The organism is Desulfuromonas carbonis (assembly GCF_054658035.1).
The window spans coordinates 743764-763363 of record NZ_BAAHXR010000002.1 but is presented as its reverse complement, the minus strand read 5'-3'; the positions used below and the strand labels follow the sequence as shown (position 1 = coordinate 763363).

The window sequence follows — 19600 nt, the reverse complement described above, 5'->3', positions numbered from 1 at the left end:
GAGTCTGCATGAGCTTGCTCGAAGAATGCCGGATCGTTGAACTGCCCAAAATCCAGGACCCCCGCGGCAACCTCACCTTCATTGAGGGGAGCCAGCATGTTCCCTTTGCCATCGAGCGGGTTTACTATCTCTATGATGTCCCCGGCGGTGCCTCGCGCGGCGGTCATGCCCACAAGGGGTTGCAGCAACTGATTATCGCCATGTCAGGAAGTTTCGACGTGGTTCTCAACGATGGATATGGGGAGCAGCGCTTTCACCTCAATCGTTCTTATTACGGCCTTTATGTCTGCCCGATGATCTGGCGGGAAATCGACAATTTCTCTTCAGGTTCAGTCTGTCTGGTGCTCGCCTCCAACCATTATGACGAAGCGGATTACTTCCGGGACTATCCGGACTATGTCGCTGCGCGCGGGATTACCCCATGAATCACCCTTTGATGAAGCTCCCCTTCCTTGACCTTCAGGCCCCTGGCCGGGAGCTTCGGAAAGAACTCGAGGCTGCTTGGCAGCGAGTAATGGAATCTGGCTGGTTCATCCTGGGGCCGGAGGTCGAGGCATTCGAGGCTGAGTTTGCCAAATATTGCGGTGTCAAGCACTGTATCGGGGTCGGCAACGGCCTCGACGCTCTGCACCTGATTCTGCGCGGCTACGACATTGGACCGGGAGACGAGGTGATTGTCCCGGCCCATACCTTCATCGCCACCTGGCTGGCAGTCTCCCAGGTTGGCGCCACTCCGGTGCCGGTCGATGTACTCGATGAGACGGCCAATCTTGACCCGGCGCAGCTTGCCGCCGCGGTTACGGGACGAACCAAGGCGATTCTGCCAGTCCATCTTTACGGTCAACCGGCCGCCATGCAGGAGATTCTGGCCGTGGCCGAGTCCTGTGGTCTGCGGGTGATCGAAGACGCGGCCCAGGCCCATGGAGCCCGCTACCGCGGTCGGCGGGCCGGCACCCTCGGCGATGCTGGCGCTTTCAGTTTCTACCCTGGGAAGAATCTTGGTGCCATGGGCGACGGCGGAGCGGTGACCACCGACGACGACCAACTGGCCGAACGCTTGCGGGCGCTGCGTAATTATGGGTCCCAGGAGAAATACGTCCACCAGGTGGCGGGTTTCAATTCCCGACTCGATGAACTTCAGGCCGCCCTGCTGCGGGTCAAACTCGGCGTACTCGACGAATGGAATGGTCGCCGGATGCGCCTGGCGCAGCGCTACACCGTTGGCCTGGCCGATTGCGGCCTCGGCCTGCCGCAGGTACCTGACTGGGCCGAGTCCTCTTGGCATCTTTATGTGATACGCTCGCCGAGGCGCCACCAATTGCAGAAGGCATTGCAAGCAGCCGGCATCGGTACCCTGATCCATTATCCGATCCCTCCCTACCGCCAGCAGGCCTATGCTGGTCTAGGAGCCGATCCAGCCCGTTTCCCAGTAACTGAACGGCTCAGCGGCGAGATTCTCAGCCTGCCGATGGGGCCTCACATAGAAGATGCCCAGGCCGAGGCGGTGGTTGCTTCGGTTCGGGCGGCAGTCTGAGGCGTCGGTGGTGAAAGCTCCCGCAATCACTGTCAATGTCGGCAGGCAGGGCGATGGGAAGAGGACGGTACTCTGGTGGGGGCATTTTGACCCCGAATACTCGCGCAACCGTATCCTGCGCCAGGTGCTTGCCAACTTCGGTTGGTCGGTACGGGATTTTCGTCCACGTTCCAGCGCCCTGGGAGACCTTGAAGCCACCTTGCGTGGAATAGAAACCCCCGCGCTGGTCTGGGTCCCCTGTTTTCGCCAGCGGGACATCGTCGCCGCCCATCGTTGGGCTCGACGGCGTGGGGTGCCCTTGTTGGTGGATCCCCTCATCAGCGCCTATGACAAACAGGTTTTCGAACGTCGCAAATTTAATGTCGACAGTGGCCGGGCCAGGCGGCTGCTAACTTGGGAGCGGCGTTGCCTGGGATTGGCTGACAGGGTCCTGGCTGATACGGTTGCCCATGCCGAATATTTCAGTAAAACCCTGCAGGTGTCGATCGAAAAGATCCAGGTGGTGCCGGTAGGTGCCGAGGAGGGGCTATTTTCCCCCGGCCCCTGGCCCTCCCTTGGCACTGGCGGAGCGTTGGAGATACTGTTTTTCGGCAGTTTTATTCCGCTACAAGGCCCCCGGGTTATTATCGAAGCAGCACGGTGTTACCGGGGACCGGCGGTACGCTGGGTACTCGTTGGCGATGGTCCGCTGCTTGCCGAGTGTCGTCAGGCAGCCGCGGACCTCGACCAAATTTCTTTCGAACCCTGGGTTCCTTATCAGCAACTACCTTGTCGGATTTCCCAAGCTCATATCTTGCTCGGGATATTCGGAGCCACGCCCAAAGCGTCGCGGGTGATTCCCAATAAAGTGTACCAAGCCGCTGCCTGCGCCCGTCCGGTAGTTACTTTGCACGCCCAGGCATACCCTGCTGAATTGATTGCAAAGGAAAATTCAGGTTTTTTCTGGGTTCCGCCTGGAGATCCCGTTGCCTTGGCGGCAGCGGTTGCCGACCTGGCCAGCGACCCGTGGTCTCTCCCCGTGTTCGGGGCGGCGGCACGGCAGAGCTACGAGGCCTTTCTCTCTGTGGCGCATATTGAAAAGCAACTCGTGCAAGTTCTGATCGATCTCGGGTTGCATCCTCGTTCCTGAAATAGAGGGTAATCATGGCTCATTATCTCGTCACCGGCGGCGCCGGCTTCATCGGCTCCCATATCGTCGACGAACTTCTCACCCGCGGTGAAACGGTGCGGGTACTCGACAACTTCGCCACCGGCAAGCGGGAGAACCTCGCTCACTGCGCCGGCCGCATCGAACTGATCGAAGGGGACATTCGCGATTTGGAGACCTGCCGCGGCGCCTGCACCGGGGTCGATTTCGTGCTGCACCAGGCCGCCCTCGGTAGCGTACCGCGCTCCATCGCCGACCCGCTCACCTCCCACGAGGTCAACGTCACCGGGACGCTGAAGATGCTGCTATCCGCCCGCGACGCCGGCGTAAAGCGCTTCGTTTATGCCGCCTCTTCGTCGACCTATGGGGATCATCCGGAGCTGCCCAAGGTCGAAGGGCGCATCGGCAACCCCCTCTCCCCCTACGCGGTGACCAAGTACGCCGATGAACTCTACGCCCAGGTCTTCGGCCGCTGCTACGGGCTGAAGACGGTCGGACTGCGTTACTTCAACGTCTTCGGACCGCGCCAGGATCCCTTTTCCCAGTACGCGGCGGTCATTCCGCTCTTTGTCAGCGCCCTGCTGCGGGGGACGGCGCCGACCATCAATGGCGACGGCGAGCAGACCCGGGATTTCACCTTCGTCGCCAATGCGGTGGCCGCCAACCTCCTCGCCTGTTCCGCCCCGGAAACGGCGGTGGGGGAAGTCTTCAATATCGCCTGCCATGAACGCACCTCCCTCAACCATCTCTACGCCCGCCTGCAGCAGCTGCTCGGGACCGCCATTCCTGCCAACTACGGCCCGGCCCGGGCCGGGGATGTGCGGGACAGTCTCGCCGATATCAATAAGGCGAATCGCCTGCTCGGCTACCGCGGGGCGGTCAAGGTCGAGGAGGGGTTGCAGCGCTCGATCGCCTGGTATCGGGAAAACCTGTGAGGGCAATTTTGAATTTTGAATTTTGAATTTTGAATTTTGAATTGGAGGATTGTCCATGGCTGGTGAAAATATGACACGGGATTTGATCGAGGTGAACCTGGCTGAGCACCGGCGGACCATGGAATTGGTCGCGGCGGAGCTGAGCGGGGCGATCGCTGGCTGCGCCGAGCTGCTCTGCGGCGCCCTTGCCGGTGGCGGCAAGGTGCTGGTGATGGGCAACGGTGGCTCGGCGGCGGACGCCCAGCACCTGGCGGCCGAGCTGGTCGGGCGCTTCCTCCGCGAGCGCCGGGCGCTCCCCGCCGTGGCGCTCACCACCGACAGCTCGATCCTGACCGCGGTCGCCAACGACTACGGTTTCGAACAGATTTTCTCCCGCCAGGTCGAGGCGCTGGCCGCCCCCGGCGACGTGGTGATCGGCATCTCCACCAGCGGCAATTCGGCCAACGTCCGGATCGCCCTGGCCTCCGCCCGCGCCATCGGCTGCAAAACCGTCGGCCTGCTCGGCGGCAGCGGCGGCGCCATCGCCGCCGGCGTCGACCTGGCGCTGGTCGTGCCGACCGCGGCGACGCCGCGCATCCAGGAGGCCCACGCCACCATCATCCACATCCTCTGCGACCTGGTCGAACGCACCCTGTGCGACCAGCCGGGTGCCGCTTCTGGGGAGTCGCCATGAGCAAGACCTATCGTCCCATCGACCTGAGCGGTGTACACACCTATTCGATCCGCAGCCGCGACAACAAGGTCAACGTCCGCGAGCATTTTGCCCAGCCACCCAAGGTTGGCGGCAGCTTCAGCCAATTCTTCGACGCGCTTCCCAATCTGCTTGGCGCCGAGAGTCTGCGTGGCGTAGTCGCGGCGGTGATCGCGGCGCGCCGCCGGCAGCGGCCGGTGATCCTCGCCATCGGCGGCCATGTCATCAAATGCGGGCTGCAACCGGTGCTGAAGAGCCTGATCGAGGCGGGTGCAGTGACGGCGGTGGCGATGAACGGCTCGACGGCGATCCACGACTACGAGGTCTCCCTGGTCGGTGCGACCTCGGAGGATGTCGGCGCGGTGCTGCACTCGGGGGATTTCGGTTTTTCGGAAGAGACCGGCGGCGGCATGCATCGGGCGCTGCGCACCGGCCTGGCGGCGGGTCAGGGCTTCGGTGAGGCGCTCGGTCGGCAGATTGTCAACGCCCAGCACCCCTTTGCGGATTACAGCCTGCTGGCGACCTGTGTCCGTGCCTCGATTCCGGTGACGGTGCATGTCGCCATCGGAACCGATATCATCCACCAGCACCCGGCCGCCGACGGCGCCATCCTCGGCGAGATGTCGTTCCGTGATTTCCGCCTGCTGACCGCGGTGGTCGCCGATCTTGGCGACGGCGGGGTCTGGCTCAACGTCGGCTCGGCGGTCCTCCTCCCCGAGGTTTTCCTCAAGGCCCTCTCCATCGCCCAGAACCTTGGCCACCACGTGGAGGACTTCACCACCGCAAATTTCGACATGATCCAGCACTATCGCCCGCTGCAGAATGTCGTCAAACGCCCCACCTCCGGCAGCGGCCGCGGCTATACGCTCACCGGCCACCATGAGATCAATATCCCGCTCTTCGCCACCGCGGTGCTGGAGGGACTGCGGGAGCTGGAGCAACCAGGGGAGGGCGCGCGCTGATGGGACTGCCCGATATCGATACCTTTCTGAGCCGCGCCGCCGGACTGCGGGTGCTGGTGGTCGGCGATCTGATGCTCGATGAATATCTCTGGGGGCGCACCGAGCGGATCTCCCCGGAGGCGCCGGTCCAGGTGGTCGAGATCGAGCGCGACGAACTACGTCTCGGCGGGGCCGGGAACGTCCTCAACAACCTGGTGGCACTCGGCTGCCAGGTCGAGGTGGCCAGCGTCCTTGGCGACGATGGCGACGGGCGGCTGCTGCACGGGATGCTGGTGGGGGAGGGAATCGCTGCCGGGGGCGTTTTCTTCGCGCCGGGGCGGACCACTAGCCGCAAGACCCGGGTCCTCGCCAGCCACCAGCAGATGCTGCGTATCGACCGCGAGAGCCGCACCCCGCTGGCGACCGAACAGGAGGAGGCGCTGCTGAATTACCTGCGCGGTGCGCTCGACGCTTTCAGCGTTATCCTGGTGTCGGACTACCTCAAGGGGGTGCTCAGCGAGCGGGTGCTGGAAGCGCTCTGCGCCCAGGGGCGGGCCCGGGGGATCCCGGTGGTGATTGACCCCAAGGGGCGTGATTTTGCCAAGTACCGGGGGGCCACTGCGCTTACCCCCAATCGACGGGAGGCGCAGACCGCCGCCGGCATCGACATCGTCGACGAGGCGAGCCTGCTGGCGGCTGGCGAAAAGCTGCGCCGGGACCTCGACCTGGAGACCCTGGTCCTGACCCGCAGCGAAGAGGGGATGAGCCTCTTTTTCCGGGACGGCGAGCATCTGCACCTGCCGACGGAGGCGCGGGAGGTCTTCGATGTCTCCGGCGCCGGCGATACGGTGCTCGCCTTTTTGGGCGCCGGGCTTGGTTGCGGTCTCGACATCGGCGCGGCGGCGCGCCTCGCCAATCTCGCCGCCGGGATCGTCGTCGGCAAGCTCGGCACCTCGACCGTCAGCCCCGACGAACTGCGGCACGCCGCCCTGTTGCAGAGCAGCGACGGCGGCGTGAAGATCCGCAGCCGGGAGAGCCTCGCCCCGCTACTCGCCACTGCCCGCCGCCAGGGGCGCAAGGTGGTCTTCACCAACGGCTGTTTCGATCTGCTCCATGTCGGCCATGTGCGCTACCTGCAAAGGGCGCGACAGCTTGGCGACCTGCTGGTGCTCGGACTCAATTCCGACGCCTCGATCCGCCGCCTCAAGGGACCGAAACGCCCCCTGATCGGCGAGGAGGAGCGCGCTCACATCATGGCTGCCCTCGACTGCATCGATTTTGTCACCATTTTCGACGAGGATACGCCGCTGGAGCTGCTGGAGCTGCTACGGCCCGACATCCTCGTCAAGGGGGGGGACTACACCCCGGAGCGGGTGGTCGGCAGGGAACTGGTGGAGAGTTATGGCGGTCGGGTCGAGTTGATCCAGTTTGTGGACGGCAAGTCGACCACCGGTATCGTCGAGCGGATTCTCGAAAACTATCGTGATCTGTAGCCCCCTCACTATTGAACCCTTAGCAGCAAGGCCCTATGAAAACGCCCATTGATCTCCCCGCCGACTCCTCCATCCGGCGAATCCTCGTGCTGAAGTGGAGCGCCATGGGGGATGTGGTTATCTCCAGCGCCCTCTTCGAGGATATCCGGCGCGCCTTTCCGGCGGCGACCCTCGATCTGCATACCCTGCCACCCTGGGCCGGCCTCTTCCGCCACGATCCCCGCTTCGCCGAGGTCTGCACCATCGATGTGCGGCGCAAGCAGGGGGGGCTGCGCGGACTGCTCGCCTGGCTGCGTTTCGTCCGCAGCCGTCGCTACGACCTGATCGTCGATCTGCAATCCAACGACCGCAGCCGCAGCCTGATGACCCTGCTGAAACTGACCGGCGCTGCGCCGCGCCACCTGATGGGGAACCACCGGCGCTTCCCCTATACCCTCGCCCCGGAGCCGGCAGCGGGGGTCATCCACGCCTTCGATTTACAGCAGGAAACGCTCCGCGTTGGCGGTATCCCGACCGTCACCCCGCGGCCGGTTCTCTATCCCGGGCCGGAGCACCTCGCCCATGCGCAGGAGCTGCAACGGCAGTTCGGACTGGAAGCGGACAATTACGCGGTGTTATTGCCGGGAAGCCAGGCAGCGGGGCGGCTGAAGCGCTGGGGGTGGGAACGCTACGCGGCGCTGGCCGGGCTGCTGCACCAGCGGGGGCTGGCCAAGGTGGTCCTGCTCGGGGGGCCCGACGAGATCGAGGAGTGCGCCCGGATCGCAGACCGCTGCGGCAGCGACTGGCTGGTCAATCTCTGCGGTCAGACGCAGATTCTCGAACTGGTCCCGCTCTGCGCCGGCGCGCGCCTGATCGTCGCCAACGACACCGGAACCGCCCATGTGGCATCCGCCACCCCGACGCCGATGGTGGTCATCTGCGGGCCGACGGACCCGCTGCGGGTCAAACCGGTGGGGGAGAACGTGGTGGCCCTGCAGACGACCGGTCTCGCCTGCATCAACTGCTACTGCAAGGCCCCTTGCGAGCACCACAGCTGCATGGTCCGCATAACGCCGGAGATGGTGCTGGCCAGGCTGCCGGAAGGGCTTATTGCGGGGCGCTCCTGAGTTCGGGCGCCGGCGCGTCCTGCGGCAGCCGCGAGGTGCCAAGCCGCTGCAACTGCTGATGTTCGAAGAGCTTCGCGTACTTGAGGAAGGCATAGAAGGCGCCGGTGACCGAGGCGATGAAGCCGGCCCAGCCATTGAGGAAGTTGCGTTTGAAGAGGTAGAGGCGCAGGAAGAAAAAGGGGGGGTAGACGATCATCAGCCAGGGATTGGCCCGCTTGCCCCGGGCAAGTTTGTCGGCGACCAGGCCGGTGGAATAGGCATTGACCTTGTCGACCTTGGTATGGATGTCGGTCTCGCCGTAGTGGTAGAAGGGGGCCTTGAGGCGCCCGACCGGGCCGTCCACCTCGGGCGCGGCGTGCACCGGCATGTTACTGACCCGGCCACGGCTCTTGTCGAAGAGGCGCAGGAATCCATTGAGGCGCGAGGCGGTGCTGGCCATCTGCCAGAACATCTGCTCCTGGCGCGGCAGTTCGTAACCGGCCTGGTCCGGACCCCGTTGCAGCAGGTCGCGGATCTCCTGCTGCAGTTCGGGGGAGAGGGCCTCGTCGGCATCGAGGAGGAGAACCCAGCGGTGGCTGGTATGTTCCAGGGCCAGCTGTTTTTGCGGGCCGTAACCGAGAAACCGGTGCTGGAAGAAGCGGCAGCCGTAAGCGGCGGCAATCTGCGGGGTATCATCCGTGCTGAAGGAGTCGAGAACGACAATCTCGTCCGCCCACTTGACGCTCTCCAGGCAGGCAGGCAGGGTGCGTGCATTATTGTAAGTGGTAACGAATGCCGAAAGTTTTTCCATGCCGGAATCTCCGTAGTAGGGCCGCAGCCGGGTTCGTGGCTGCGATAGTACCCTGTGCCGGCGAGTGCTGCAACCGTCTTTGTGCGATCGCAGACAGGGGCCGACGGACTCCTCCCGGGATAAGGATTTTATGAAACCGACCTTGCAGCCGGCCGTTTTTCTCGACCGTGATGGCACCCTCAACGTCGAAAAGGACTACCTCTACCGGGTCGAGGATTTCGAGTTCATCCCCGGCGCCGTCAACGCCCTGCGCCGGCTGAAGGCAGCGGGATTCCTGCTTTTCATCGTCACCAACCAGTCGGGAGTGGCCCGCGGCTACTTTACCCTGGAGGATGTCGAGCGCCTGCATCATCATGTGCAGCAGGAACTGGTCCGCCAGGGGACGGCCATCGATGCCTTTTATGTCTGCCCCCATCACCCGGAACGGGGCCTTGATCCCTGGCGGCGAACCTGTGACTGCCGGAAGGGGAATCCCGGTCTGCTGCTGCAGGCTGCCGGCGATTACGGGGTCGATCTCTCCCGTTCCTTCATGGTCGGGGACAAGGTGGCGGATATCGAGGCGGGCCGCCGCGCCGGTTGCACCCCGCTGCTGGTGCTGACGGGCTATGGGTCCGCCAGCAGTGTCGAACTGGGGGACGATCCGGTTGTGCGCTGTGTCGATCTGGCCGCGGCCGTGGAGTGGATTCTGCGGATGGCTGGCTGAGGGCTGCAATGGGGTTTTTGTTTGACCGCCCGGGGCGGCTCATGGTATCTAATTCTTTTTTTGCCTGGCCACTTAATTAATTGATTTCCATCAGATTTACCATGCGATGTGCCGCAGCTGGGAGCAACGGTCAAGCAGACCGCACGCATTGCAATCCTCCCCTCAAGCCCTGAAGAGGTCCTATGCTCTCCATTGACGATTTGACCGGCCGACGTGCCAAGCTGGCGGTGGTCGGTCTCGGCTATGTCGGTCTCCCCCTCGCTGCGGCTTTCGGCAAGGTGGTCGAGGTCATCGGTTTCGACATCAGCGCCAAAAAGATCGCGGAACTTAAAGAGGGATTCGACGCCACCGGCGAACTCACCCGGGACGACCTGGCGGCCACCCGCATCGATTTTACCCTCGACGCGGCTCGGCTTGCCGAGGCCTCCTTTCTCATCGTCACCGTGCCGACCCCCATCGACGAGGCCAAGCGTCCCGACCTGCGGCCGGTGGAAAGCGCTTCGCGCACCATCGGCCGTCACCTCGCCAAGGGGAGCATCGTCGTCTTTGAATCGACCGTTTACCCCGGGGTCACCGAGGAGATCTGCGTGCCGATTCTCGAGGCCGAGTCGGGCCTTAAGTGCGGTGTCGATTTCAGCGTCGGCTATTCGCCGGAGCGGATCAACCCCGGCGACAAGGTCCACACCGTCGACAAGATCGTCAAGGTCGTCTCCGGTCTCGATGCCGCGACCCTGGCGACGGTGGCGGCGGTTTACGAGCTGGTGGTCAGCGCCGGCGTCCATCGCGCCGCCTCGATCAAGGTCGCCGAGGCCGCCAAGGTGATCGAGAATACCCAGCGCGACCTCAACATTGCCCTGATGAACGAACTGGCGCTGATCTTCGGTCGCCTCGGCATCCCGACCCGCGACGTTCTCGCCGCCGCCGGCACCAAGTGGAACTTCCTCAAGTTCACCCCCGGCCTGGTTGGCGGCCACTGTATCGGCGTCGATCCCTACTACCTGACCTTCAAGGCCGAAAGCATCGGCTACCATCCGCAGGTGATTCTTGCCGGCCGGCGCATCAACGACGGCATGGGCAAGCATGTGGCGGAGATGACGGTCAAGGAACTGATCCGTGCCGACAAGGCGGTAAAGGGGGCCCGGGTGCTGGTGCTGGGGCTGACCTTCAAGGAGAATGTCCCCGATATCCGTAACAGCAAGGTCATCGACATCGTGCGCGAACTGGCCGAGTACGGGGTCGAAGTGGTGATTCATGACCCGGTCGCCGACCCGGCGGAAGCAGCGCACGAATACGGCGTCACGCTGACCCCCCTTGACGCGGTGCAGGACGTCGATGGGGTGGTCTGGGCGGTGGCCCACCAGGAGTTTGCCGCCCTTGATTTTTCTCGCCTCGGCAAACTCTACCGGGACGGTGGCAGCGGGAAGGTGCTGATCGATGTCAAGGCTCAGCTCGATCCGGTCGCGGCACGGCAAGCCGGTTACTATTACTGGTCCCTCTAGGAGTTCGATGATGAAAACGATGCTGGTGACCGGTGGCTGCGGCTTTATCGGTTCGAATTTTGTCCGTCTCGCTCTCGCACGGCATCCCGGCCTGCGCCTGGTCAATCTCGACAAGCTGACCTATGCCGGGAACCTTGAAAACCTGCGGGACATCGAATCGGACGAGCGTTACCGTTTTGTCCACGGCGATATTTGTGACGGAGCCCTGCTGACGGAGCTGTTTGCCAGCGAGCAGGTCGACACCGTTGTCCATTTCGCCGCCGAGTCGCACGTCGATCGCAGCATCGTCGGCCCCGGCGAGTTCATCCAGACCAACATCGTCGGCACCTTTGCTCTCCTCGAGGCCGCCCGCCAGGCGTGGAGCGGGAAGGCTGTCGGCGCCTGCCGCTTCCTGCATGTCTCCACCGACGAAGTCTACGGTTCCCTGGGCGATAGCGGCTACTTCACCGAGTCGACCCCCTATGACCCGCGCTCCCCCTACTCGGCGAGCAAGGCCTCCTCCGACCACCTGGCGAGTGCCTATTATCATACCTATGGCCTGCCGGTGACGATCACCAACTGCTCCAACAACTATGGTCCCTTCCAGTTCCCCGAAAAGCTGATCCCGCTGGTGATCAACAATGCGCTCCACGGCAAGGAGCTTCCGGTCTACGGCGATGGCCGCAACGTGCGCGACTGGCTCTACGTTACCGACCACTGCGCCGCAATCCTCGAAGTTCTCGCCAGGGGAGGTGCCGGTGAGACCTACAACATCGGCGGCAACAGCGAGAAACAGAATCTCGAAGTGGTAACCACGATTTGCGAGCTGCTCGACCGGAAAGTCGGTCTCCTCCCCACCGGCCAGCCTCGCACCACCCTGATCCGCTTCGTCAAGGACCGCGCCGGGCATGACCGGCGTTACGCCATCGACGCCGGAAAAATTCGCACTGAACTCGGCTGGAAGCCGTCGCTCGACTTTTCCACCGGCATGGCTCAGACCATCGACTGGTATCTTGCCAACCGGGAGTGGATGGAAGCGGTGCTCGATGGCAGTTACCGGGAATTCTACCAGCGGATGTACGGAGCCGAGGCATGAGTAGCCAGCCGGTCAGGGCGGCATTGATCGGCGCCAGCGGGATGCTGGGGCAGATGGTGCGGGAGGTTGCTCCGGACCATTACCACTGGAGCGATTTCGACCTCCCGGCCTTCGACCTGAGCTTGCGCGGCCAGGTGCTGAGCGAAATCGGCCGCGGCGGCTTCGACCTGATCGTCAACTGTGCGGCCTATACCGATGTCGACGGCTGCGAGAGCAACCCGGAGCTGGCAAACCGGGTCAACGGCGACGGCCCCGGGCTGCTGGCCGAGGCGGCGAAGCTCAGCGGGGCGACGCTGGTCCACATCTCCACCGATTACGTCTTCGACGGCCTGGCGACCAGGCCCTACAGCGAGACCTCGGCCACGGGACCCCGCTCCGCCTACGGCCGCTCCAAGCTCCTTGGCGAAGAGGAAATCCTCGGTTCGAGGCTGGAGAAGTTTTTGATTATCCGCACCAGCTGGCTGTTCGGACCGGGCGGGAAAAATTTCGTCGAGACCATGCTGCGCCTGGCCACGGAACGGGAGGAACTGCGGGTGGTCGATGACCAGGTCGGTTCCCCGACCTATACCGCCGACCTCGCCCAGGCGATCTTTGCCTTGCTGGAGAAAAAAGCGTACGGTCTCTTTCACTTCGCCAACGCCGGGGTCTGCAGCTGGTATCAGTTCAGTCGCGAAATCGTGCGCAAGTATGTCGAATCTGGCGGGGAGGTGGCACTGCAGCGTCATCTGGCGATCACCACCGCCGACTACCCGCTGCCGGCCGCGCGGCCGGCCTACTCGGTCTTTTCGACCGCCAAATATCAGGCCGCCACCGGGAAGGCGATTCCCTCCTGGCAGGACGCCCTCGATCGCTATCTGGTGCGGCGCCGGCAGCTCAACCGGCCCGCCCGGTAACCTGTTGTGAACGGAGGAAGAGAGATGGCAGGAATCAAAAAGGGGATCGTTCTCGCCGGCGGCGCCGGCAGCCGCCTCTACCCCTTGACCTTGGTGGCGAGCAAACAGTTGCAGCCCGTCTACGACAAGCCGATGATCTATTACCCCCTCTCGACCCTGATGATGGCGGGGATCAACGACATCCTGATCATCTCCACCCCCCACGACACCCCCCGCTTCGACGCGCTGCTCGGTGACGGCAGCCGCTTCGGTATCCGGCTCTCCTACGCGGTGCAGCCGGAACCGAAAGGGATCGCCCAGGCCTTTCTGGTCGGTGAGGAATTCATCGCCGGCGACCCGGTCTGCCTGATTCTGGGCGACAATATCTTCTACGGCAAGATGGCCCTTGATCGTATCGCCGGAGCGTTCTCCGGCGGCGCCATGGTCTTCGGCTACCCGGTCCACGATCCCGAGCGCTACGGGGTGGTGGAGTTCGACAAGTCCGGCACCGTTCTCTCTATCGAGGAGAAGCCGGTCGCGCCCAAATCCCACTACGCGGTGCCGGGCCTCTACCTCTACGACGGAGAGGTGGTTGAGGTGACGCGCGCGATGAAGCCCTCAGCCAGGGGGGAGCTGGAGATCACCGATGTCAACCTCGCCTACCTGCGCAGCGGCCGCCTGCGGGTCGAGAAGCTGGGGCGCGGCATCGCCTGGCTCGACACCGGTACCCATGAGAGCCTCCTCGAGGCGAGCCACTTCATCGGGACCCTCGAAGCCCGCCAGGGGCTGAAGATCGCCTGTCTGGAAGAGATTGCCTACCGCAAGGGATTTGTCGATCGCGCCGGTTTTGAGGCGATTATCGCGGCCACACCAAGATCGGGGTATCGCAGCTATCTGGAGATGATTTTGAGGGACGAATTCTGATGCAGGTGACGCCAACCGCGATACCAGATATCCTGCTGATCGAACCACGGGTCTTTGGCGACGATCGGGGATTTTTTTTCGAAAGCTTCAATCAGAAGCAATGGACGGCGCAAACCGGCCTCGACATTCCCTTCGTGCAGGACAACCATTCCCGCTCGGCGCAGGGGGTACTGCGCGGGCTGCACTACCAGATCGAACAGCCCCAGGGGAAGCTGGTGCGCTGCGTGGCCGGAGAAGTCTGGGATGTGGCTGTCGATTTGCGGCGCAGTTCGGCCTCTTTCGGTCGCTGGGTCGGGGTTCATCTCTCTGCGGAGAACAAGCACCAGCTCTGGATTCCGCCCGGCTTCGCCCACGGCTTCCTGGTGCTGTCGGAAAGCGCCGAATTTCTGTACAAGACCACCGACTACTATGCGCCGCAGCATGAGTGCTGTATCCGCTGGGACGACCCCGACCTCGGGATCACCTGGCCGATGGCGGCACCGCTGTTGTCGGCCAAGGATCGTGCCGCACAAGGATTTCGGATGGCCCCAACCTTCCCCTGACCCTTCCACTGTCCGTCCTCTTGCGGCGGAGCGGGAAGGAGAATTGGACACCAGACCATGATCAAGAGCATGACCGGCTATGGCAAGGGGCAGACCGCCGTCGATGGCTTGACCGTCACCGTCGAGGTGCGCTCGGTCAATCATCGTTACGGCGATGTCAGCGTCAAGGCCCCGCGTGGGCTCCTCGCCAGCGAGCTGGAGATCAAGAAGCGGGTTGCCGAGCGGCTCAAGCGCGGCAAGATCGACGTCTTTATCACCCAGGAGACCGCCGCCGGGAACAGCGCCCTGCCGACGCTCAACCTGCCGCTGGCCGAAGCCTACATGCAGCTCTTCGAAAAGCTTGCCCGGGACTTCCCGCTGACCGGCGGCGTCCCCCTCGAACTCCTCGCCGGGCAACGGGACGTCGTCCTGCTGCAGGAGGGGGGTGTCGCCGAGGATGCCCTCGCCGGCGCGGTGGAACTGGCGCTGACGGCGGCACTCGACATGCTGGAGAAGATGCGTCTTGCCGAAGGGGCGGCGACCCTGGCCGATTTCGAACAGCGCCTGGCGACGGTCGAAGAGCTTCTCGGTCAGATCGAGTCGCGGGCCCCCCAGGTCCCGCTGGAGTGGCAGCAACGGCTTAAGGAACGACTCGCCCGCTACGCCCAGGAAATAGAAATCGACCCGCAGCGCCTCGCCCAGGAACTCGCCGTCTATGCCGACCGTTGCGACATCAGCGAGGAGCTGACCCGTTTTCGCAGTCACCTGCAACAGTTCCGGACTCTCTTCGTCGCGGCAGAGCCGGTCGGCCGCCAACTCGATTTTCTGGTCCAGGAGCTGAACCGCGAAGCCAACACCATGGGCTCCAAGTCCAATGATGCGGAGCTGACCCGATCGGTGGTGACCCTGAAGTCGGAACTGGAGAAGATTCGCGAACAGGTGCAGAATGTCGAGTGAGCAGGGGACCGGGAGTCCCCGGCGCAACGGCAATGTCTTTGTCATCTCCGCCCCATCGGGTGCGGGAAAAACCTCGTTGTGCAAGGAACTTATTGACTTTTTTCCGACCCTGCGGCATTCTGTCAGCTACACGACGCGCCCTCCCCGCAACGGCGAAGGAGAGGGTGTCGACTACCATTTCGTGACCAGGGAGCGTTTTCGCGCGATGGTCGCCGAAGGCGCCTTTGCCGAATGGGCCGAGGTGCATGGCAACTGTTACGGCACCGCCCTGGCGACCCTGGCAGCCGCCCGACAAAACGGACAGGATATCCTCCTCGATATCGACTGCCAGGGCGCCGAGCAGTTACGTCGCACCCTCGATTCCGGGGTCTTTGTCTTCATCCTCCCCCCCGATTTCGACGAGTTGCGGCGACGCCTCGTCCATCGTAATACCGATAGCAACCAGGTTATCGAGCAACGCATTGTCAACGCCCGCGGGGAGATCGCCCACGCCCCCCGCTACGATTACCTTGTCGTTAACGATGACTTCACCAAGGCGCTCGACCAGCTGAAGGCGATCATTATTGCCGCAGGGCAGCGGACGTCGCTGGTCCTGCCGACGCTGAAGGGTCGCTTCGATTTTTCTCCCGGCTGATCGCCGCTAGGGTCGATCACCGGCAACACTGTAGAAGGAGTTCACTAATCCCATGGCACGTATTACCGTCGAAGACTGCCTGAACCAGGTCCCCAACCGCTTTCTGCTCGTCATGGTCGCGGCAAAACGCGCCAAGCAGCTCTACAAGGGGAGCCAGGGGCTGATCGAGAACCGGGCGGGCAACAAGAAGATCGTCCTCGCCCTGCGGGAGATCGCCGCCGGCAAGGTCGAATTCGAAATCCCGGCCCGCAAACGCTGAACAGCAGTCACCGCAGGCGGCCATCGGGTCGCCTGCTTTTTTTTGTTTCATGCCTACCACCGCCGCTTGCTGCTGACGGTGTCCCGCTCTCTTCCCCGACTCCGGATGATCACCGGTAAGAATCGCGATGGTACGTTTCAACGAAATTCTCGAAAAAATCCTCGCCTATAATCCGGGGGCCGATCTCGACCCTCTCCGCAAGGCCTATGTCTTCAGCGCCAAGGGGCACCAGGGGCAGGTCCGCCTCTCCGGCGAGCCCTACCTGACCCACCCGCTGGAAGTGGCGGAAATTCTCGTTCAGCTCAAGATGGACGTACCGACGATCGTTACCGGTCTGCTCCACGACACCATCGAGGATACCCTGACCACGCCCGAAGAACTGGAAACCCTCTTCGGGGTCGAGGTCGCCAGCCTGGTGGAGGGGGTGACCAAGATCGGCAAGATCACCTTCCGGACCAGCGAGGAGCGCCAGGCCGAGAACTTCCGCAAGATGCTGCTGGCGATGGCGCGCGATTTGCGGGTGATCATGGTCAAGCTCGCCGACCGTCTCCACAACATGCGCACCCTCGATTTCCAGCCGCTAGAGCGCCAGCGCCGGATCGCCCGGGAAACCCTCGACATCTTCGCGCCGCTGGCGAATCGCCTCGGTATCAGCTGGCTGAAAAGCGAGCTCGAAGATCTCGCCTTTCGCTACCTCGAACCGGAGGTCTATGCCGATCTCGACGCCAAGGTGGCCAAACGCAAGCGGGAGCGGGAAACCTACATCGAGGACGTCAGGAAGCAGATCAGCGCCAAGCTCGTCGAGCATGAAATCCGTGGCGAGATTTCCGGGCGCTACAAGCACCTCTATTCGCTCTATCAGAAAATGCAGCGCCAGGGGATCGATTTTGAACAGGTTTATGACCTGGTGGCGTTTCGCATCCTGCTCGACAATATCCGGGACTGCTACGCGGTCCTCGGCATCATTCACGCCGCCTGGAAGCCGGTCCCCGGCCGCTTCAAGGACTACATCGCCATGCCCAAGGCGAACATGTACCAGTCCCTGCACACCACCGTTATCGGTCCCTTCGGCGAGCGGATGGAAGTGCAGATCCGCACCTTCGACATGCACTCCATCGCCGAAGAAGGAATTGCCGCCCACTGGAAGTACAAGGAGAAGGGGGCCTCGGTAGTGGTCGACAGCGAGGACAAGCGTTTCTCCTGGTTGCGGCAGATGCTCGAATGGCAGAAGGAACTCAAGGACTCCCGGGAATTTCTCGACACGGTCAAGATCGACCTCTTTCCCGAGGAGGTCTATGTCTTCACCCCCAACGGCGACGTCAAGGAACTCCCGCGGGGGGCCACCCCTGTCGATTTCGCCTACAGCGTTCATACCGATGTCGGCCACCATTGCAGTGGCGCCCGCGTCAATGGCAAGCTGGTGCCACTCAAGACCGAGTTGAAGAACGGCGATGTCGTCGAGGTGATCACTTCACCGCATCAGAACCCCGGCAAGGACTGGCTTAAATTCGTCAAAACGCCGCGGGCCCGCAACAAGGTGCGCCAGTGGATCAAGACCCAGCAGCACGAAAAGAGCCTCGAACTCGGGCGCAGCCTTCTCGAAAAGGAGTTGCGCAAGCATGGCTTCAGTCTCAATCGGGCCCTTACCTCGCCGGAACTGGCGGCAACCGTAGAAGAACTCGGGTTCCAGCAGGTCGACGATCTGCTGGCGGCGCTTGGTTACGGCAAGGTGACCGTCGGTCAGGCGATCGGCCGGCTGGTCCCCCACGATAAGCTGAAGAAGGAATCGACCAAGCCCAATCGGCTCGGCCGGGTCCTGGACAAGATTCGCAAGCGCCCGTCGAGTGCGATGAAGATCGACGGCATCGACGATATCCTGGTGCGCTTCGGCAAATGCTGCAATCCCTTGCCGGGCGATCCGGTCACCGGCTTCATTACCCGGGGGCGCGGGGTCACCGTGCATACCCTCGACTGTTCCCATGTCGCCGAGGGTGACCCCGAACGGCGGGTCGATATCGAATGGGACATGAAGAAGAAAGCCTCCCGGCCGATCAAGATCCGGGTCTACTGTCTCGATCAGAAGGGGATGCTGGCCGGAATCACCGGTGCGATAACCAGTTGCGAGGCGAACATTATCAGTGCCAATGTCGTCTCCACCGCCGACCACCGTGGGGTCAACAATTTTGAAATCGACATCCAGGATCTCGACCATCTCAACCGGGTGACCAGTGCCCTGCTCAAACTGAAGGGGGTGACCGGGGTGGAACGTTTGCGGAACTGAGGTAAGATCAGTAGGCAGGAATGGCGAAGGCCTTTTGTTGGCAGTCTTGCATTGTGAACCATGAGGAAGGAGTGGCAGATGAAGACCACGGCAATCGCGACCGATCGGGCTCCCGAGGCGATCGGGCCCTATTCCCAGGCGATCCAGGCCGGCGACTGGATTTTCCTGTCCGGCCAGATCCCCCTCGATCCACGTACCGGCGAATTGATCGGCACCGGCATCGAGGCGCAAACCCGCCAGGTCATGGCCAATCTCAAGGCGGTTCTCAACGCCGCCGGAGTTGATTTCCATGCCGTGGTCAAGACCACCATTTATCTCACCGATCTCAACCACTTCGCGGTTGTTAACGGGATTTACGGCGAAGCCTTTCCCGCCATCCCCCCGGCCCGGGTCACGGTGCAGGTGGCTGCCCTCCCCAAGGGGGCGCTGGTCGAGATCGACTGCATCGCCTGCCGCAAGGATTAGACTGCACTGCTCCAGGTAAAATGGAAGGGCCTCCCGGGTTGCATCCGCGGCAGGCCCTTCTTGTTTGCCCGGGGCACTTGCTTGCGGCATGGAAGCAAGCTGCTATCCTGCAATCTGGTGACCCCTGCACCTGACCCGACAGCGCCCGATGGGGTGAAAAACCAAAACGGCATAGATTGGAGGCAGCAATGTACCGGCAGATCCTCGACTTCTGGTTTGTCGAAACGGAACCCAGGATGTGGTGGTCCGCCAATCCGGACTTCGACAATCTGATCAGGGAGCGTTTCCTCACCCTGCTGGAGCGCGCCGCGCGAGCTGAACTCTATTCCTGGCGCCGGGAACCGAAAGGGCGCCTAGCCGAAATCATCCTCCTCGATCAGTTCTCGCGCAACCTCTACCGGCAGACGCCGGCTGCATTCTCCCAGGACTCCATGGCCCTGGTGCTGGCGCAGGAGGCGGTTGCCGCCGACGCCCTTGCCGACTTGACTGCGACCGAACGAAGTTTCCTGTTGATGCCCTATATGCACAGCGAATCGCGGGAAATTCATCGTTGGGCGGAACAGCTCTTCCGCGACCACACGCCGCCAGCCAGCTACGAGTTTGAACTGCGGCACAAGGCCATTATCGATCGATTTGGTCGCTATCCCCACCGGAACCAGATCCTGGGGCGTGTTTCCAGTGCCGAGGAACGCGATTTCCTGAAACAGCCCGGCTCAGGTTTCTAGACCGCCCAAAGGGCCAGACTTCCCGTTGGAAAGCTGGCCCTTTCGCTT

Annotated in this window: 21 protein-coding genes; 20 read left to right on the top strand and 1 reads right to left on the bottom strand. The window is 62.9% G+C overall.

Going from position 1 to position 19600, the window contains the following annotated elements:
• Positions 1–8 precede the first annotated feature (8 nt).
• From ACYQ8E_RS05920 to ACYQ8E_RS05885, 8 genes are read left to right on the top strand one after another with little or no spacing between them, the layout of a single operon-like run.
• On the top strand, positions 9–425 hold the full coding sequence (locus ACYQ8E_RS05920) for a sugar 3,4-ketoisomerase (RefSeq protein WP_066727632.1): 417 nt from the start codon (positions 9–11) through the stop codon (positions 423–425).
• A gap of 11 nt (positions 426–436) precedes the next feature.
• Positions 437–1534, top strand: coding sequence for a DegT/DnrJ/EryC1/StrS family aminotransferase (locus tag ACYQ8E_RS05915; RefSeq protein WP_066729817.1), 1098 nt, complete (start codon positions 437–439; stop codon positions 1532–1534).
• A 10-nt stretch (positions 1535–1544) separates the two neighbouring features.
• A complete protein-coding gene (locus ACYQ8E_RS05910) occupies positions 1545–2663 on the top strand; it encodes a glycosyltransferase (protein WP_197463636.1) in 1119 nt (372 codons plus the stop codon).
• A 14-nt stretch (positions 2664–2677) separates the two neighbouring features.
• The gene (locus tag ACYQ8E_RS05905) at positions 2678–3616 is read left to right on the top strand and encodes an SDR family oxidoreductase (RefSeq protein ID WP_066727630.1); all 939 of its coding nucleotides are present in this window, start codon (positions 2678–2680) and stop codon (positions 3614–3616) included.
• A gap of 55 nt (positions 3617–3671) precedes the next feature.
• Entirely contained in the window at positions 3672–4289 is a 618-nt protein-coding gene (locus ACYQ8E_RS05900) for a D-sedoheptulose 7-phosphate isomerase (RefSeq protein ID WP_269465515.1), read from the top strand.
• Positions 4286–5269, top strand: a complete 984-nt coding sequence (locus tag ACYQ8E_RS05895) for a GSU2086 family protein (protein ID WP_066727629.1) — start codon at positions 4286–4288, stop codon at positions 5267–5269. The genes ACYQ8E_RS05900 and ACYQ8E_RS05895 overlap by 4 nt, the downstream gene beginning before the upstream one ends.
• Entirely contained in the window at positions 5269–6741 is a 1473-nt protein-coding gene (rfaE1, locus tag ACYQ8E_RS05890) for a D-glycero-beta-D-manno-heptose-7-phosphate kinase (protein WP_066727628.1), read from the top strand. The genes ACYQ8E_RS05895 and rfaE1 overlap by 1 nt, the downstream gene beginning before the upstream one ends.
• 35 nt (positions 6742–6776) lie before the next feature.
• Positions 6777–7847 (top strand): glycosyltransferase family 9 protein, encoded by a 1071-nt coding sequence (locus ACYQ8E_RS05885; protein ID WP_197463635.1) that lies wholly within the window; start codon positions 6777–6779, stop codon positions 7845–7847.
• Here ACYQ8E_RS05885 and ACYQ8E_RS05880 read toward each other — a convergent pair.
• On the bottom strand, positions 7828–8637 hold the full coding sequence (locus ACYQ8E_RS05880) for a glycosyltransferase family 2 protein (protein ID WP_082820315.1): 810 nt from the start codon (positions 8635–8637) through the stop codon (positions 7828–7830). The two genes, ACYQ8E_RS05885 and ACYQ8E_RS05880, sit on opposite strands and share 20 nt — an antisense overlap.
• A gap of 130 nt (positions 8638–8767) precedes the next feature.
• On the opposite strand from ACYQ8E_RS05880, the gene gmhB reads away from it, so the two are divergent.
• From gmhB to ACYQ8E_RS05820, 12 genes are all read left to right on the top strand, one after another.
• Positions 8768–9340 (top strand): D-glycero-beta-D-manno-heptose 1,7-bisphosphate 7-phosphatase, encoded by a 573-nt coding sequence (gene gmhB / locus ACYQ8E_RS05875; RefSeq protein WP_066727627.1) that lies wholly within the window; start codon positions 8768–8770, stop codon positions 9338–9340.
• Positions 9341–9522: 182 nt separating this feature from the next.
• Positions 9523–10839, top strand: a complete 1317-nt coding sequence (locus ACYQ8E_RS05870) for a nucleotide sugar dehydrogenase (protein ID WP_066727626.1) — start codon at positions 9523–9525, stop codon at positions 10837–10839.
• 10 nt (positions 10840–10849) lie between these two features.
• Positions 10850–11914 carry a dTDP-glucose 4,6-dehydratase gene (gene rfbB, locus ACYQ8E_RS05865; RefSeq protein ID WP_066727625.1) on the top strand — a complete coding sequence of 355 codons (1065 nt, stop codon included), beginning with the start codon at positions 10850–10852 and terminating at the stop codon, positions 11912–11914.
• The gene (gene rfbD / locus ACYQ8E_RS05860; RefSeq protein ID WP_066727624.1) at positions 11911–12807 is read left to right on the top strand and encodes a dTDP-4-dehydrorhamnose reductase; all 897 of its coding nucleotides are present in this window, start codon (positions 11911–11913) and stop codon (positions 12805–12807) included. Before rfbB ends, rfbD begins: the two co-directional genes overlap by 4 nt.
• A gap of 24 nt (positions 12808–12831) precedes the next feature.
• Positions 12832–13710 carry a glucose-1-phosphate thymidylyltransferase RfbA gene (gene rfbA, locus ACYQ8E_RS05855; RefSeq protein WP_066727623.1) on the top strand — a complete coding sequence of 293 codons (879 nt, stop codon included), beginning with the start codon at positions 12832–12834 and terminating at the stop codon, positions 13708–13710.
• Positions 13710–14252, top strand: coding sequence for a dTDP-4-dehydrorhamnose 3,5-epimerase (gene rfbC, locus ACYQ8E_RS05850; RefSeq protein ID WP_066727622.1), 543 nt, complete (start codon positions 13710–13712; stop codon positions 14250–14252). The genes rfbA and rfbC overlap by 1 nt, the downstream gene beginning before the upstream one ends.
• Before the next feature lie 57 nt (positions 14253–14309).
• Positions 14310–15188 (top strand): YicC/YloC family endoribonuclease, encoded by an 879-nt coding sequence (locus tag ACYQ8E_RS05845; RefSeq protein ID WP_066727621.1) that lies wholly within the window; start codon positions 14310–14312, stop codon positions 15186–15188.
• On the top strand, positions 15178–15822 hold the full coding sequence (gene gmk, locus ACYQ8E_RS05840) for a guanylate kinase (RefSeq protein WP_066727620.1): 645 nt from the start codon (positions 15178–15180) through the stop codon (positions 15820–15822). Before ACYQ8E_RS05845 ends, gmk begins: the two co-directional genes overlap by 11 nt.
• A gap of 52 nt (positions 15823–15874) precedes the next feature.
• A complete protein-coding gene (gene rpoZ, locus ACYQ8E_RS05835; RefSeq protein WP_066727619.1) occupies positions 15875–16081 on the top strand; it encodes a DNA-directed RNA polymerase subunit omega in 207 nt (68 codons plus the stop codon).
• A gap of 127 nt (positions 16082–16208) precedes the next feature.
• A complete protein-coding gene (locus tag ACYQ8E_RS05830) occupies positions 16209–18362 on the top strand; it encodes a RelA/SpoT family protein (protein WP_066727618.1) in 2154 nt (717 codons plus the stop codon).
• 78 nt (positions 18363–18440) lie between these two features.
• Complete coding sequence (locus tag ACYQ8E_RS05825; protein ID WP_066727617.1) at positions 18441–18827, top strand: RidA family protein; 387 nt, start codon at positions 18441–18443, stop codon at positions 18825–18827.
• A 188-nt stretch (positions 18828–19015) separates the two neighbouring features.
• Positions 19016–19552, top strand: coding sequence for a DUF924 family protein (locus ACYQ8E_RS05820; protein WP_066727616.1), 537 nt, complete (start codon positions 19016–19018; stop codon positions 19550–19552).
• The last annotated feature ends 48 nt before the right edge of the window (positions 19553–19600 follow it).